The following is a 15,584-nucleotide window of genomic DNA, read 5'->3' on the forward strand; positions in this document are numbered from 1 at the left end:
ATGACAGATAACGTAAAACAGGCGCTCCCGCAGGCTTCGGGCAGTGATGAAATCGATATTGGCCGCCTGGTCGGCACGGTGGTGGAGGCCAAATGGTGGGTGCTCGGCATCACCGCTGTGTTTGCTGCCGCTGCGGTGGTGTATACCCTTTTTGCGACGCCAATCTACAGCGCCGATGCACTGGTGCAGATTGAGCAGGATACCAGCAGCTCGTTGGTGCAGGATTTAAACTCGGCACTCAGCAATAAGCCGCCCGCGTCTGACGCTGAAATTCAGCTGATTCAGTCGCGTATGGTGCTCGGCAAAACGGTAGATGACCTTAATCTGGACATCGCCGTTACCAAAAACACGATGCCGATTTTTGGTGCCGGTTGGGAACGCCTGATGGGCCGCGCCAACGAGAGCGTTAACGTTGAAACCTTTACCGTGCCTGCGGGCATGCGTGAACAAACCTTCACCCTGGCAGTGCTCGGGCCAAACAGCTACCAGCTGACCAGCGACGGCGGCTTCAGTGCGCGCGGTACCGTTGGCCAGCCGCTGACCAAATCCGGCTTGACCCTGCTGGTGAGCGCCATCCATGCGCAGGAGGGCGGTGAATTTACCGTCACCAAATACTCCACACTGGGGATGATCAACACCCTGCAAAATAACCTGACGGTAACGGAAAACGGTAAAGACACGGGCGTGTTGAGCCTGACCTACACCGGCGAAGATAAAGACCAAATCCGTGAAATCCTCAACAGCATTGCGCAGAACTATCTGGCGCAAAACGTCGAGCGTAAATCGGAAGAAGCGTCACGCAGTCTGCGATTCCTCGCCAAACAGCTGCCGGAAGTGCGGACTCACCTGGACGATGCGGAGAACAAACTCAACGCCTATCGCCAGCAGAAAGACTCGGTGGATATGTCGCTTGAGGCCAAATCGGTACTGGATTCGGTGGTCAACATTGATGCGCAGCTTAACCAGCTGACCTTCAGCGAGGCTGAGATTTCCAAGCTCTACACCAAGCGCCACCCGGCCTACCGCACGCTGCTGGAAAAACGCAAAACCCTCGAAGACGAGAAGGCGAATCTCAACAAACGCATCACCGCGATGCCGGAAACTCAGCAGGAAATCGTGCGTCTGACGCGTGATGTGGAATCGGGCCAGCAGGTGTACATGCAGCTGCTGAACAAACAGCAGGAGCTGAAAATCCAGGAAGCGAGCACCGTCGGTGACGTGCGCATCGTGGACTCCGCCATTACTCAGCCAGGTGTTCTGAAGCCGAAAAAAGCGCTGATTGTGTTCGGTGGGATCATTCTGGGCCTGATGCTTTCTATTCTTGGCGTGCTGCTGCGCTCGCTGTTTAACCGTGGGATTGAAAGTCCACAGGTGCTGGAAGACCACGGCATCAACGTTTACGCCAGCATTCCGCTGTCTGAATGGCAGAAGAAGCGCGACTACGTCAAAACCGTTAAAGGCACACGGCGCTACAAGCAAAGCCAGTTGCTGGCGGTGGGTAACCCAACCGACCTCGCTATCGAAGCGGTGCGCAGTCTGCGAACCAGTCTGCACTTCGCCATGATGCAGGCCAGCAACAATGTGTTGATGATGACCGGGGTCAGCCCGTCGATCGGTAAAACGTTTGTCTGTGCCAACCTGGCGGCGGTGATTAGCCAGACCGGCAAGCGCGTGCTGCTGATCGACTGCGATATGCGCAAAGGCTACACCCACGAACTGCTCGGCACCACCAACGACAACGGCCTGTCCGAAGTGCTGGTTGGTAAAACCGAGATTGCAAACTGTGCCAAACGCACCTCGATCACCAACTTCGACCTGGTCACCCGTGGTCAGATACCGCCGAACCCGTCCGAGCTCTTAATGAGTGACCGTTTTGCGGAACTGGTGAAATGGGCCAGCAGCCAGTACGACCTGGTGCTTATCGATACCCCGCCAATTTTGGCCGTGACCGATGCCGGGATCGTGGGTCGCCATGCGGGCACCACGCTGATGGTCACGCGCTATGCGGTTAACACCCTGAAAGAGGTGGAAACCAGCCTCAGCCGCTTCGAGCAGAATGGTATTCACGTCAAAGGGGTGATCCTCAACTCCATCTTCCGTCGGGCCACCGGTTATCAGGACTACGGCTACTACGAGTACGAGTACAAGTCAGACAGTAAATAACGTGCTTTGCCTCTCACCCTAACCCTCTCCCCACAGGGGAGAGGGGACCCTGCCCCTTGGGAAGCGTTCCGGGGTGAGGGGCAAGGTTCAACGCCATTCGGGGAACAAAATGACGACACGAAACCCATTAATTTCCATTTATATGCCAACCTGGAATCGGCAACAGCTGGCGATTCGCGCCATTAAATCGGTGCTTCGCCAGGATTATCCGCACTGGGAAATGATGATTGTCGACGACTGCTCCTCTTCCTTTGAACAGTTGCAGCAGTTTGTCGATGGCCTGAACGATTCACGCGTGAAATACACCCGCAACGACTTTAACTCGGGCGCCTGTGCAGTGCGTAATCAGGCGATTTTGCAGGCCAAAGGCCAGTTCATTACCGGCATCGATGATGACGACGAATGGACGCCCAACCGCCTGTCGGTGTTCCTCGAACATAAACACCAACTGACAACGCACGCATTTCTGTACGCCAACGATTATGTCTGCGAAGGCGAAGTCTATTCGCAGCCTGCGAGCTTGCCGCTGTACCCGAAATCACCGTATTCCCGCACCCTGTTTTTCAAGCGCAACATCATCGGCAATCAGGTGTTCAGCTGGGCATGGCGCTTCAAAGAGAGCCTGTTCGATACCGAACTGAAAGCGGCGCAGGATTACGACATTTTCCTGCGCATGGTGACTGAATACGGTGAGCCGTGGAAAGTGGAAGACGCCACGCAAATTCTGCATATCAACCACGGTGAAATGCAGATTACGTCGTCGCCGAAAAAATTCTCCGGCTACTTCCATTTCTACCGTAAGCACAAAGATAAATTCGACCGCGCGAGCAAAAAGTACCAGCTGTTCACGCTGTACCAGATCCGCAACAAGCGCATGAACTGGCGCACGCTGCTGACACTGCTCTCCGTGCGTAACGGCAAACGTCTGGCCGACGGCCTGCGGGGGAAATAATGTTGCTGGAAGATTTACGCGCAAACAGCTGGAGCCTGCGTCCATGCTGCATGGTCATCGCCTACCGCATCGCGCATTTCTGCTCGGTGTGGCGCAAGAAAAGCGTCATTAACAATATCTGGGCGGCCCCGGTATTGCTGATGTACCGCTTCATCACCGAATGTCTGTTCGGTTACGAAATTCAGGCCGCGGCCACCATTGGCCGTCGCTTCACCATTCACCACGGTTATGCCGTGGTCATCAATAAATTCGTGGTGGCGGGGGATGATTTCACCATCCGTCACGGCGTCACCATTGGCAACCGCGGCCCACAAAGCCTGGCCTGCCCGGTCATTGGCAACGGCGTAGAGCTTGGCGCGAACGTGGTGATGATTGGCGAGATACGTATCGGCAATAACGTCACCGTCGGCGCGGGCAGCGTCGTTCTCGACGACGTGCCGGACAACGCGCTGGTGGTGGGTGAAAAAGCGCGGGTAAAGGTCATCAAATGAATATTCTGCAATTTAACGTGCGTCTCGCGGAAGGCGGGGCGGCAGGCGTGGCGCTCGATCTGCATCAGCGCGCGCTGCAACAGGGCATGGCGTCTCGCTTTGTCTACGGTTACGGCAAAGGCGGCAAGAAAAGCGTCAGCCACGACGACTATCCGAACGTCATCAAACAAACCGCACGCGTCACTTCAATGGCAAACCTGGCGCTGTTTCGCCTGTTTAACCGCGACGTGTTCGGCAATCTGAACAATCTGTATCGTACCGTGACCCGCACGTCCGGGCCAGTAGTGTTGCACTTCCACGTGCTGCACAGCTACTGGCTGAACCTCGAAGAAGTGGTGGATTTTTGTCACAAGCTGAAAGAGCACAAGCGCGACGTGCGGTTCGTCTGGACGCTGCACGATCACTGGAGCGTGACCGGTCGCTGTGCGTTTCTCGACGGCTGTGAAGAGTGGAAAAATGGCTGCGGCAAATGCCCGACGCTGACCAACTATCCGCCGGTGAAAATCGACCGCGCCAGCCAACTGGTGAACGGCAAACGTCAGCTGTTCCGCGAAATGATTGCCCTGGGCTGCCAGTTTATATCCCCGAGCCAGCACGTGGCCGACGCCTTTAATCGTCTGTACGGGGAAGGGCACTGCAAGATTATCAATAACGGGATCGACGTCGCCACCGAAGCCATTCTGGCGGAGCTGGCGCCGCAGAGCGTGACCGGCAGCAAACCGAAAATTGCGGTGGTGGCCCATGACCTGCGCTACGACGGCAAAACCAATCAACAGCTGGTGCGCGACATTATTGCGCTGGGTGATGCCGTTGAGGTACACACCTTCGGCAAGTTCTCCCCGTTTGAAGGCAGCAACGTCATTAACCACGGTTTTCTGACCAATAAGCGTCAGTTAATGAGTGAACTCAATCAGCTGGATGCGCTGCTGTTCAGCTCGCGGGTTGATAACTACCCGCTGATCCTGTGCGAAGCGCTGTCTATCGGGGTGCCGGTGATTGCGACCCCAAGCGAAGCGGCCCAGGAAGTGCTGGAGAAATCCGGCGGGCGCACGGTAAACGTTGATGAAGTGCTGGCCCTGGTTCAGCTGCCAAAAGCACAGATTGCCGAAGCGATTTTTGCGACCACGCTCGATGCGTTTCGCGCCCGCAGCCGCCAGGCGTACAGCGGAAAACAGATGCTGGAGGAATATGTCTCGTTCTATCAGAATCTGTAGCTATCTGCTGCTGCCGTTAATCTACCTGCTGGTTAACGTCAAAATCGTCCAGCTCGGCGAAAGTTTCCCCATTACTATCGTGACCTTTTTGCCGGTGCTGTTGCTGCTCTACGTGGATCGCATCAGCCTGAAGAAATTGATGATTGCGCTGGGCGCGGGAGCCGGGCTGACACTGTTCAACTATGTGTTTGGTCAGTCGCTCGACGCCAGCAAATACGTCACTTCCACGATGCTGTTCGTCTACATCGTTATCATCATCGGCATGGTGTGGGCCATTCGCTTTAAAACGATTTCGCCGCACAATCACCGTAAAATCCTGCGTTTCTTCTATGTTGTCGTCGGGCTGGTGGTAATGCTTGCCGCACTGGAAATGGCGCAGATTATCCTCACCGGCGGCAGCAGTCTGATGGAGATAATTTCGAAATATCTTATTTACAGTAACAGCTACGTTCTGAACTTTATCAAGTTCGGTGGGAAGCGAACCACTGCCTTATATTTCGAACCTGCCTTCTTCGCCCTGGCATTAATCTCAATTTGGCTCAGTATCAAACAGTTCGGTATCAAAACGCCTAAGACCGATGCTATGATTCTGGCAGGGATAGTGCTTTCAGGATCGTTTTCCGGCGTAATGACATTTATCCTGTTTTATTTGCTGGAATGGGCATTCCAGTATCTGAATAAGGAAGCAATCAGTAAGAAGTTACCCCTGGCGATCATTTCTTTAGCAGTCTTTTTAGTCGGTCTGGTATTTGCTTATCCGTATATTTCGGAACGCCTTGGCGATCTCGGAACGGAAGGCTCATCCTCTTATTACCGAATTATTGGTCCGCTGGTGATGGTCGGGTATTCCCTTACCCACATTGATGGTGTGGTTCGTTTCGGTTCTCTTTACGAATATGTTGCATCATTCGGAATCTTTAACGGTGCGGACGTCGGGAAAACAATAGACAATGGGTTGTATCTGCTGATTATTTATTTCTCCTGGTTCGCGGTGTTACTGACAGCCTGGTATATGTCGAAAGTCGGAAAAATGATGATTAACGCGTTTGGTAATAACCAAAATTACCGCGTGCAGCTGTTTCTGTTTTTCCCGGTTTCGCTGTTTTTCACCGGTTCGATTTTTAGCCCGGAATATGCGTTTTTAATTGTGTGTCCATTTATTCTGCGTAAAGCGCTGAGACTGACGGACAGCTAATAAGGAGTCAAATAAATGCTGCTAAGTGTGATTACCGTTGCATTTCGAAATTATGAAGGCGTGGTGAAAACCTGGGCGTCATTGGCTCATCTGGCGCAGGACCCGAGTATCGAATTTGAGTGGATTGTGGTCGACGGTGGTTCCGCAGACGGCACCGCAGAATTCCTGGAAAACCTGAACGGTGAGTATAACTTACGTTACATCAGCGAGAAGGATAAGGGCATCTACGACGCCATGAACAAGGGCATCGAGATGTCGCGCGGTCGCTTCGCCCTGTTCCTGAACTCCGGCGATGTGTTCCATGCCGAAGTAGCAAAAAGCGTCCGCCAGCTCGACGCGCAAAAAGACAACGCGATGGTTATCGGCGATGCAATGCTTGATTTCGGAGACGGCCATCAGGTGCGCCGCAGCGCCAAACCCGGCTGGTATATTTATCACAGCCTGCCGGCGAGCCATCAGGCTATTTTCTTCCCGGTGAGTGGGCTGCGTCGTTATCCGTACGATTTGCAATATCGCGTGTCATCCGATTATGCGCTGGCGGCGAAGATGTATAAAGAAGGCTATTCCTTTAAACGGATTAAAGGCCTGGTGTCAGAGTTTTCGATGGGCGGTGTGTCAACCTCGAATAATCTGGAATTATGCCGAGACGCTAAAAATGTTCAGCGCCAGATATTACGCGTGCCGGGCTTTTGGGCAGAATTTTCTCATTTATTACGCCTGCGTACGACCGGTAAGACCAAAGCCTTATATAACAAATCCTGAATATAAGGATAAATGATGCAGGAATTAAACGGATTCTCGGTGCCAAAAGGCTTCCGGGGAGCAGGCGGTATTAAAGTGCAATTATGGTGGGCAGTACAGGCAACGTTATTTGCCTGGTCACCCCAAATACTTTACCGCTGGCGTGCATTTTTATTACGCCTGTTTGGCGCAAAAATCGGAAAAAACGTAGTTATTCGTCCCTCGGTAAAAATTACGTACCCGTGGAAATTAACCCTCGGCGACAACGCCTGGGTGGGCGATGACGCGGTGCTATATACCCTGGGCGACATTACTATCGGCGCTAATTCAGTGGTATCGCAGAAGTGTTATTTATGTACCGGCAGTCACGATTATATGAGCGCGCATTTTGATATTAACGCGACGCCGATTGTGATTGGCGAGAAATGCTGGCTGGCAACGGATGTTTTCGTGGCACCCGGCGTGACGATAGGTGATGGCACCGTCGTTGGCGCACGCAGCAGTGTATTTAAAACGCTACCGGCAAACATGATTTGCCGAGGCAATCCAGCAGTGGTGACGCGCGAACGCGTTGAAACTATTAACTCCCTGTAAGTAGAGGAATATAAACATGTCAAAAGTCGCACTCATCACCGGCGTTACCGGGCAGGATGGTTCTTACCTGGCAGAGCTGCTGCTCGAAAAAGGCTATGAAGTTCACGGTATTAAGCGTCGTGCGTCTTCATTCAACACTGAGCGCGTGGATCACATCTATCAGGATCCTCATGCTGCAAACCCGAAATTCCACCTGCACTACGGTGATCTGACCGACTCCTCCAACCTGACCCGTATTCTGCAGGAAGTGCAGCCGGACGAAGTGTACAACCTGGGCGCAATGAGCCACGTGGCTGTGTCCTTTGAGTCTCCGGAATACACCGCTGACGTGGATGCGATGGGCACCCTGCGTCTGCTGGAAGCCATTCGTTTCCTCGGCCTTGAGAAGAAAACCCGTTTCTATCAGGCGTCCACTTCTGAGCTGTATGGCCTGGTGCAGGAAATCCCGCAGAAAGAGACCACGCCGTTCTACCCGCGCTCTCCGTATGCTGTCGCTAAACTGTATGCCTACTGGATCACCGTCAACTACCGTGAATCCTACGGCATGTTTGCTTGTAACGGCATTCTGTTTAACCACGAATCCCCACGCCGCGGCGAAACTTTCGTCACCCGTAAAATCACCCGTGCGATTGCCAACATCGCCCAGGGTCTGGAGAAGTGCCTGTACCTCGGCAACATGGACTCCCTGCGTGACTGGGGCCATGCAAAAGACTACGTAAAAATGCAGTGGATGATGCTGCAGCAGGACACCCCGGAAGATTTCGTGATCGCGACCGGCGTGCAGTACTCCGTGCGTCAGTTCGTCGAAATGGCTGCGGCACAGCTGGGTATCAAACTGCGCTTTGAAGGTACGGGCGTAGAAGAGAAAGGTATCGTGGTTTCTGTTACAGGTCACGACGCACCGGGCGTGAAACCAGGCGACGTGATGATTGCCGTTGACCCGCGCTACTTCCGTCCTGCTGAAGTTGAAACCCTGCTCGGCGACCCGACCAAAGCGCACGAAAAACTGGGCTGGAAACCGGAAATCACCCTGCAGGAAATGGTCTCCGAGATGGTTGCCAACGATCTGGAAGCAGCGAAGAAACACTCCCTGCTTAAAGCTCACGGTTACGAGGTAGCCATCGCGCTGGAGTCCTGAGTCATGACCAGACAACGTATTTTCGTGGCGGGCCACCGCGGGATGGTGGGCTCAGCCATCGTCCGCCAGCTGGAACAGCGCGGTGATGTGGAGTTGGTGCTGCGCACCCGCGACCAGCTGAACCTGCTCGACGGCAAAGCGGTGAATGATTTCTTTGCAGAAGAACGCATTGACCAGGTGTATCTGGCGGCGGCGAAGGTGGGCGGTATTGTCGCCAACAACAGCTTCCCGGCGGATTTCATCTACGAAAACATGATGATCGAAAGCAACATTATTCACGCCGCGCATCTGCACAACGTGAACAAGCTGTTGTTCCTTGGTTCATCCTGTATTTACCCGAAGATGGCTAAACAGCCGATGCCGGAAAGCGAGCTGCTGCAAGGCACGCTTGAAGCGACTAACGAGCCGTACGCTATCGCCAAAATTGCCGGTATCAAGCTGTGTGAATCGTACAACCGTCAGTACAACCGCGACTATCGTTCGGTGATGCCGACCAACCTGTACGGCCCGCATGACAACTTCCACCCAAGCAATTCGCACGTGATCCCGGCGCTGCTGCGTCGTTTCCACGAAGCGACTCAGGACAACACGCCTGACGTGGTGGTATGGGGCAGCGGCACGCCGATGCGCGAATTCCTGCACGTGGATGATATGGCTGCGGCCAGCATTCACGTGATGGAACTCGACCGCGAGGTATGGCAGGAAAACACTGAACCGATGCTGTCGCATATCAACGTCGGCACCGGGGTGGACTGCACCATTCGCGAACTGGCGCAAACGCTCGCCAAAGTGACCGGTTACAAAGGCCGCGTGGTGTTCGACGCCAGCAAACCTGACGGTACCCCGCGCAAGCTGCTGGACGTTTCGCGTCTGCATCAGCTCGGCTGGTATCACGAGGTGACGCTGGAAGCGGGTCTGGCCAGCACTTACCAGTGGTTCCTTGAGAACCAGCACCGCTTCCGGGGGTAAACCATGTTTCTGAAGCCAGAAGATTTTGCCACCGTGGTGCGTTCGACGCCGCTCATCTCGATTGATTTGGTCGTGGAGAATGCCCAGGGCGAATTTCTGCTCGGGAAACGTAATAACCGTCCGGCACAGGGCTACTGGTTCGTGCCGGGCGGGCGAGTGCAGAAAGATGAAACTCTCGCCGATGCCTTTATGCGCCTGACCGAAGCAGAGTTAGGCCTGCGCCTGCCGATGTCGGCAGGCCAGTTTTACGGCGTCTGGCAGCATTTCTATGACGACAATTTTTCCGGCACCGATTTCAGCACCCATTACGTGGTGCTGGGATTCCGCCTGAAGGTTGACGTTGATGGCCTGCAACTGCCGACTGCGCAGCACAACGACTATCGCTGGCTGACGCAGGACGCACTGCTGGCGGCGGACAATGTCCACGACAACAGTCGCGCTTACTTCCTCGAAGAGAAACGCGCGGAGGCGCCGGGCCTGTGAAGATTTTAGTGTACGGAATCAACTATTCGCCCGAACTCACTGGTATCGGCAAGTACACCGGTGAAATGGTGGAGTGGATGGCGCAGGAAGGGCACGACGTGCGCGTGATAACGGCGCCGCCGTACTACCCGGAATGGAAAATTGGCGAGCGCTACTCCGCGTGGCGCTATCGTCGCGAAGAGGGGGCCGCTACTGTCTGGCGCTGCCCGCTTTACGTGCCGAAACAGCCGTCGACGCTTAAGCGTCTGATTCACCTCGGCAGCTTTGCGCTGAGCAGTTTTTTCCCGCTGATGGCGCAACGTCGCTGGAAGCCGGATCGCATTATCGGCGTGGTGCCGACGCTGTTTTGCACCCCAGGCATGCGCCTGCTGGCGAAACTCTCCGGCGCGCGCACCCTGCTGCATATTCAGGATTATGAAGTGGATGCGATGCTCGGTCTGGGCATGGCCGGAAAAGGCGAAGGCGGCACGGTGGCGAAACTCGCCAGCCGTTTTGAGCGTAGCGGCCTGCATAACGTCGACAACGTGTCCACGATCTCGCGCTCAATGATGAACAAAGCGCAGGAAAAAGGCGTGGCGCAGGAGAAAGTCATTTTCTTCCCGAACTGGTCCGAAGTGGCGCGCTTTCGCGATGTGAATCCGACCCAGGTCGTTGTCCTGCGTGAGCAACTTGGCCTGCCCGCAGACCGAAAAATTATTCTCTACTCCGGCAACATCGGTGAGAAGCAGGGGCTGGAAAACGTCGTTGCCGCCGCCGAGCAGTTGCAGGACAAACCGTGGCTGTTCGTGATCGTCGGGCAGGGCGGGGGCAAAGCGCGACTGGAAAAACGTGTCGCCGAACGCGGCCTGAACAACGTCCGCTTCTTCCCGCTGCAGTCTTACGAAGCGCTGCCCGCGCTGCTGAAAATGGCCGACTGCCATCTGGTTATCCAGAAACGCGGCGCGGCGGACGCGGTACTGCCGTCGAAACTGACCAACATTCTGGCCGTCGGTGGCAACGCGGTGATCACCGCCGAAGCAACGACCGAACTCGGCCAACTGTGCGATGCGCATCCGGGTATCGCGGTGTGCGTGGAGCCCGAATCGGTTCCGGCGCTGGTCGACGGTATCGAACAGGCGCTTTTGATGCCGCATCACAACGTGATTGCAGGCGATTACGCCGAACGCACGCTCGAGAAAACGAACGTGCTTAAACAATTTATTGCTGATATTTCCTCTCAAGACGTCGGGGTTAAATGATGAGTCAGACACAACTCTTTCCGGTAGTGATGGCCGGTGGCTCCGGCAGCCGTTTATGGCCGCTGTCCCGGGTACTTTATCCTAAGCAGTTCCTGTGCCTGAAAGGCGACCTGACCATGCTGCAGTCCACCGTTAACCGCCTGAGCGGCGTGGAGTGCGAAAGCCCGGTGGTTATCTGTAACGAGCAGCACCGTTTTATCGTCGCTGAACAGCTGCGCAAACTGGATAAGCTGACCGAGAACATTATTCTCGAACCGGCAGGGCGCAACACCGCGCCTGCCATTGCCCTGGCAGCGCTGGCGGCACAACGCAGCTGTCCAAACGGCGACCCGCTGATGCTGGTGCTGGCGGCTGACCACGTGATTCAGAACGAAGATGCGTTCCGCGATGCGGTACGTGACGCAGTGCCTTACGCCGAAAGCGGTAAACTGGTGACCTTCGGCATCGTTCCGGACCAGCCGGAAACCGGCTACGGCTACATCCGCCGCGGTGATGTTTGCCCAGGCGAAAAAGACGCCGTGGCATTTAACGTGGCGCAGTTTGTTGAAAAACCGAATCTCGACACCGCGCAGGCGTACGTCTCCAGCGGCGAATATTACTGGAATAGCGGTATGTTCCTGTTCCGCGCCGGTCGCTACCTGGAAGAACTTGCCAAATTCCGCCCGGACATCATGCAAGCCTGTGAAAAGGCGATGAGCGTGGTCGACCCGGACCTCGATTTTATTCGCGTTGACGAAGCGGCATTCCTCGCGTGTCCGGAAGAATCCATCGACTACGCGGTGATGGAACGCACCGCCGATGCGGTGGTGGTGCCGATGGACGCGGGCTGGAGCGACGTGGGTTCATGGTCTTCTCTGTGGGAAATCAGTAACCACACCGCCGAAGGCAACGTGCATCACGGCGACGTTATCAGCCATAAAACTGAAAACAGCTACGTGTACGCGGAGTCCGGCCTGGTCACCACCGTGGGCGTCAAAGATTTGGTGGTAGTGCAGACCAAAGATGCGGTGTTGATTGCCGACCGTAATTCGGTGCAGGACGTGAAAAAAGTCGTCGAGCGCATTAAGGCCGACGGCCGCCACGAGCACCACATTCACCGCGAAGTGTACCGTCCGTGGGGCAAATATGACTCCATTGATTCCGGCGAACGCTATCAGGTGAAACGCATCACCGTGAAGGCGGGCGAAGGGCTGTCGGTACAGATGCACCATCACCGCGCCGAACACTGGATTGTGGTGGCGGGCACCGCGAAGGTGACCATCAATGACGACGTGAAGCTGCTTGGCGAGAACGAGTCCATCTACATTCCGCTTGGGGCCACGCACTGCCTGGAAAACCCCGGCAAGATCCCACTCGACCTGATTGAAGTCCGCTCCGGATCGTACCTCGAAGAGGACGACATTGTGCGCTTCCAGGATCGCTACGGACGCGTGTAACACCTTTGACCTTGCCCGGTGGCGCTGCGCTGACCGGGTCTACAACACCGTAGGCCGGATAAGCGAAGCGCCATCCGGCTAATAATGACAAAACACTTTTTGGCCATATTCCGGTCAGGGCTGACTGTTGCCTGAAAAGAGGTAAAACATGACTGAATTAACCTGTTTTAAAGCCTACGATATTCGCGGCAAGCTGGGCGAAGAGCTGAACGAAGACATCGCCTGGCGCATCGGCCGCGCGTACGGCGAATTTCTGAAACCGAAAACCATCGTGCTCGGCGGCGATGTGCGTCTGACCAGTGAAACGCTGAAGATGGCGCTGGCGAAAGGCCTGCGCGATGCGGGCGTCGACGTGCTGGATATCGGCCTGTCCGGGACCGAAGAAATCTATTTCGCCACCTTCCACCTTGGCGTGGACGGCGGCATCGAAGTCACCGCCAGCCATAACCCGATGGACTACAACGGCATGAAGCTGGTGCGTGAAGGCGCGCGCCCCATCAGCGGCGACACCGGTCTGCGTGACGTGCAGCGTCTGGCGGAAGCCAACGACTTCCCGCCGGTAGTTGAATCTAAACGCGGCAGCTATCAGAAAATCGACCTGCAAAAAGCCTATATCGACCATCTGATGGGCTATATCGATACGGCGAATCTCAAGCCGCTGAAGCTGGTGATCAACTCCGGTAACGGCGCCGCTGGCCCGGTGATTGACGCGCTGGAAGCCCGCTTCCAGGCAATGAACCTGCCGGTGACGTTCATAAAAGTCCACAACACCCCGGACGGCAATTTCCCGAACGGTATTCCGAACCCGCTGCTGCCGGAGTGTCGCGATGACACCCGCAATGCGGTTATCGAACACGTCGCAGATATGGGCATCGCTTTTGACGGTGATTTCGACCGCTGCTTCCTGTTCGACGAAAACGGGCAGTTTATCGAGGGCTACTACATCGTCGGCCTGCTGGCGGAAGCGTTCCTCGAGAAACAGCCTGGCGAGCGCATCATTCACGACCCGCGCCTGTCCTGGAACACCGTGGACGTAGTGAATCTGGCGGGCGGCACGCCGGTGATGTCGAAAACCGGGCACGCATTCATCAAAGAACGTATGCGCCAGGAAGACGCCATCTACGGCGGCGAAATGAGCGCCCATCACTACTTCCGCGATTTTGCCTACTGCGACAGCGGGATGATCCCGTGGCTGCTGGTGACCGAACTGCTGTGCCTGAAGGGTAAAACCCTCGGCGAACTGGTGCGTGACCGCATGGCGGCGTTCCCGGCGAGCGGCGAAATCAACAGCAAGCTGGCCGAGCCGGTCAGCGCCATTGCCCGCGTGGAACAGCATTTCTCGCAGCACGCACTGGAAATTGACCGCACCGACGGCATCAGCCTGGCGTTCGAAGACTGGCGCTTCAACCTGCGCTCGTCCAACACCGAACCGGTGGTGCGCCTGAACGTCGAGTCGCGCGGTGATGCGTCGCTGATGGAAGCTAAAACAAAGGACATTCTGGCGTTGCTGAACCAATAAGCCCATACCCTCTCCCGGGCGGGGGAGGGACACTTTTAACAGGAACAACGATGACGACTCTAAGAAAGCGCGAGCGAGCCAAAACGAATGCATCGTTAATTTCAATGGTGCAGCGATTCTCCGACATTACCATTATGTTTGGTGGGCTGTGGGTGGTCTGCAAAGGCGCAGCATTGCCGTTTTCCTACATGCATCTGATGATGGCGCTGGTCACCCTGGTGGCGTTTCAGATGATTGGCGGTATGACTGATTTTTACCGCTCGTGGCGCGGCGTGCGCATGACCACCGAGCTGCTGTTACTCCTGCAAAACTGGACCCTGGCGCTGATCCTCTGTGCCGGTGTGCTGGCCTTCAATGATGATTTCAATAACAGCCCGGCGGTCTGGCTGGCCTGGTATCTGCTGAGTACCTGCGGCATGGTGGCCTGCCGGGCGTTTATCCGTTTCGGCGTGGGCTGGCTGCGCAACCGCGGCTATAACATTCGCCAGGTGGCCGTCGCAGGCGATATGCCGGCGGGACAGGTGCTGCTGGATAGCTTCCGCAATCAGCCGTGGCTGGGCTTTGACGTGGTGGGCAGCTATCACGATCCTAAACCGGGCGGCGTGAATGCCGACTGGGCGGGCAACTATCAGCAGCTGCTGGAAGATGCACGCGCGGGCAAGATTCATAACGTCTACATTGCTCTGACCATGAAAGACGAAGCCTGCATTAAAGACCTGGTGCGCGAACTGGCTGACACCACCTGTTCGGTGATCCTCATTCCCGACGTGTTCACCTTTAACATTCTGCATTCCCGTATCGACGAAGTGAACGGCGTGCCGGTGGTGCCTCTGTACGACACGCCGCTGTCCGGTCTGAACCGCGTGATTAAACGCCTGGAAGACATCGTGCTGGCGACGATGATTCTGCTGCTGATTTCCCCGGTGCTGGCCTGTATCGCGCTGGCGGTGAAAATCACTTCGCCGGGCCCGGTAATCTTCCGTCAGACCCGCTACGGCATGGACGGCAAGGCCATTAAAGTGTGGAAGTTCCGCTCTATGCGCGTCATGGAAAACGACGCGGTGGTAACGCAGGCAACGCAAAACGATCCACGCGTCACCCGCGTCGGTAACTTCCTGCGCCGTACTTCCCTCGACGAACTGCCGCAGTTCATTAATGTGTTGACTGGCGGGATGTCCATTGTCGGCCCGCGTCCGCACGCGGTGGCGCATAACGAACAGTATCGTCAGCTGATTGAAGGCTACATGCTGCGCCACAAAGTCAAACCGGGCATTACCGGTTGGGCGCAGATTAACGGCTGGCGCGGAGAAACCGACACCCTGGAAAAAATGGAAAAACGTATCGAATTCGACCTGGAATATATCCGTGAATGGAGCTTGTGGTTCGATATTCGCATCGTTTTCCTGACGATTTTCAAAGGCTTTGTCAACAAAGCAGCATATTGAGGTAGT

14 protein-coding genes are annotated in these 15,584 nt (G+C 55.6%); all 14 read left to right on the forward strand.

Going from position 1 to position 15,584, the window contains the following annotated elements; all coding sequences use genetic code 11:
- The 14 genes from wzc to wcaJ all read left to right on the forward strand — a co-directional run bounded on the left by wzc (position 1) and on the right by wcaJ (position 15,578).
- Entirely contained in the window at positions 1 to 2,163 is a 2,163-nt protein-coding gene (gene wzc / locus A8O29_RS08005; protein WP_168713860.1) for a tyrosine-protein kinase Wzc, read from the forward strand.
- Between the two features lie 109 nt (positions 2,164 to 2,272).
- A complete protein-coding gene (gene wcaA, locus A8O29_RS08010; protein ID WP_110509525.1) occupies positions 2,273 to 3,115 on the forward strand; it encodes a colanic acid biosynthesis glycosyltransferase WcaA in 843 nt (280 codons plus the stop codon).
- 2 nt (positions 3,116 to 3,117) lie between these two features.
- A complete protein-coding gene (gene wcaB, locus A8O29_RS08015) occupies positions 3,118 to 3,606 on the forward strand; it encodes a colanic acid biosynthesis acetyltransferase WcaB (RefSeq protein WP_125354337.1) in 489 nt (162 codons plus the stop codon).
- Complete coding sequence (gene wcaC / locus A8O29_RS08020) at positions 3,603 to 4,820, forward strand: colanic acid biosynthesis glycosyltransferase WcaC (RefSeq protein WP_125354251.1); 1,218 nt, start codon at positions 3,603 to 3,605, stop codon at positions 4,818 to 4,820. The genes wcaB and wcaC overlap by 4 nt, the downstream gene beginning before the upstream one ends.
- On the forward strand, positions 4,795 to 6,015 hold the full coding sequence (wcaD, locus tag A8O29_RS08025) for a colanic acid polymerase WcaD (protein WP_110509527.1): 1,221 nt from the start codon (positions 4,795 to 4,797) through the stop codon (positions 6,013 to 6,015). Before wcaC ends, wcaD begins: the two co-directional genes overlap by 26 nt.
- 15 nt (positions 6,016 to 6,030) lie before the next feature.
- Positions 6,031 to 6,777, forward strand: a complete 747-nt coding sequence (gene wcaE / locus A8O29_RS08030; protein ID WP_125354250.1) for a colanic acid biosynthesis glycosyltransferase WcaE — start codon at positions 6,031 to 6,033, stop codon at positions 6,775 to 6,777.
- Between the two features lie 15 nt (positions 6,778 to 6,792).
- Positions 6,793 to 7,350 carry a colanic acid biosynthesis acetyltransferase WcaF gene (wcaF, locus tag A8O29_RS08035; RefSeq protein ID WP_125354249.1) on the forward strand — a complete coding sequence of 186 codons (558 nt, stop codon included), beginning with the start codon at positions 6,793 to 6,795 and terminating at the stop codon, positions 7,348 to 7,350.
- A 16-nt stretch (positions 7,351 to 7,366) separates the two neighbouring features.
- The gene (gmd, locus tag A8O29_RS08040) at positions 7,367 to 8,488 is read left to right on the forward strand and encodes a GDP-mannose 4,6-dehydratase (protein WP_133461883.1); all 1,122 of its coding nucleotides are present in this window, start codon (positions 7,367 to 7,369) and stop codon (positions 8,486 to 8,488) included.
- A gap of 3 nt (positions 8,489 to 8,491) precedes the next feature.
- Complete coding sequence (gene fcl / locus A8O29_RS08045) at positions 8,492 to 9,457, forward strand: GDP-L-fucose synthase (protein ID WP_125354248.1); 966 nt, start codon at positions 8,492 to 8,494, stop codon at positions 9,455 to 9,457.
- A gap of 3 nt (positions 9,458 to 9,460) precedes the next feature.
- On the forward strand, positions 9,461 to 9,940 hold the full coding sequence (locus A8O29_RS08050) for a GDP-mannose mannosyl hydrolase (protein ID WP_110509532.1): 480 nt from the start codon (positions 9,461 to 9,463) through the stop codon (positions 9,938 to 9,940).
- Entirely contained in the window at positions 9,937 to 11,178 is a 1,242-nt protein-coding gene (gene wcaI / locus A8O29_RS08055; RefSeq protein WP_125354247.1) for a colanic acid biosynthesis fucosyltransferase WcaI, read from the forward strand. The genes A8O29_RS08050 and wcaI overlap by 4 nt, the downstream gene beginning before the upstream one ends.
- Entirely contained in the window at positions 11,178 to 12,614 is a 1,437-nt protein-coding gene (gene cpsB, locus A8O29_RS08060) for a mannose-1-phosphate guanyltransferase (RefSeq protein ID WP_125354246.1), read from the forward strand. Before wcaI ends, cpsB begins: the two co-directional genes overlap by 1 nt.
- Before the next feature lie 148 nt (positions 12,615 to 12,762).
- Positions 12,763 to 14,133, forward strand: a complete 1,371-nt coding sequence (gene cpsG / locus A8O29_RS08065) for a colanic acid biosynthesis phosphomannomutase CpsG (RefSeq protein WP_125354245.1) — start codon at positions 12,763 to 12,765, stop codon at positions 14,131 to 14,133.
- Positions 14,134 to 14,183: 50 nt separating this feature from the next.
- The gene (gene wcaJ / locus A8O29_RS08070) at positions 14,184 to 15,578 is read left to right on the forward strand and encodes an undecaprenyl-phosphate glucose phosphotransferase (RefSeq protein ID WP_110509535.1); all 1,395 of its coding nucleotides are present in this window, start codon (positions 14,184 to 14,186) and stop codon (positions 15,576 to 15,578) included.
- The last annotated feature ends 6 nt before the right edge of the window (positions 15,579 to 15,584 follow it).

The organism is Scandinavium goeteborgense (genome assembly GCF_003935895.2).
In the GTDB taxonomy this organism is placed as follows: domain Bacteria; phylum Pseudomonadota; class Gammaproteobacteria; order Enterobacterales; family Enterobacteriaceae; genus Scandinavium; species Scandinavium goeteborgense.

Excerpts from the sequence above, each read along its gene's own strand:
- cpsB (WP_125354246.1), top strand. The coding sequence starts at position 11,178 with ATGAGTCAGACACAACTCTTTCCGGTAGTGATGGCCGGTGGCTCCGGC.
- wzc (WP_168713860.1), top strand. The coding sequence starts at position 1 with ATGACAGATAACGTAAAACAGGCGCTCCCGCAGGCTTCGGGCAGTGAT.
- wcaE (WP_125354250.1), top strand. The coding sequence starts at position 6,031 with ATGCTGCTAAGTGTGATTACCGTTGCATTTCGAAATTATGAAGGCGTG.
- fcl (WP_125354248.1), top strand. The coding sequence starts at position 8,492 with ATGACCAGACAACGTATTTTCGTGGCGGGCCACCGCGGGATGGTGGGC.
- cpsG (WP_125354245.1), top strand. The coding sequence starts at position 12,763 with ATGACTGAATTAACCTGTTTTAAAGCCTACGATATTCGCGGCAAGCTG.
- wcaD (WP_110509527.1), top strand. The coding sequence starts at position 4,795 with ATGTCTCGTTCTATCAGAATCTGTAGCTATCTGCTGCTGCCGTTAATC.
- wcaC (WP_125354251.1), top strand. The coding sequence starts at position 3,603 with ATGAATATTCTGCAATTTAACGTGCGTCTCGCGGAAGGCGGGGCGGCA.
- A8O29_RS08050 (WP_110509532.1), top strand. The coding sequence starts at position 9,461 with ATGTTTCTGAAGCCAGAAGATTTTGCCACCGTGGTGCGTTCGACGCCG.
- wcaJ (WP_110509535.1), top strand. The coding sequence starts at position 14,184 with ATGACGACTCTAAGAAAGCGCGAGCGAGCCAAAACGAATGCATCGTTA.
- gmd (WP_133461883.1), top strand. The coding sequence starts at position 7,367 with ATGTCAAAAGTCGCACTCATCACCGGCGTTACCGGGCAGGATGGTTCT.
- wcaF (WP_125354249.1), top strand. The coding sequence starts at position 6,793 with ATGCAGGAATTAAACGGATTCTCGGTGCCAAAAGGCTTCCGGGGAGCA.
- wcaA (WP_110509525.1), top strand. The coding sequence starts at position 2,273 with ATGACGACACGAAACCCATTAATTTCCATTTATATGCCAACCTGGAAT.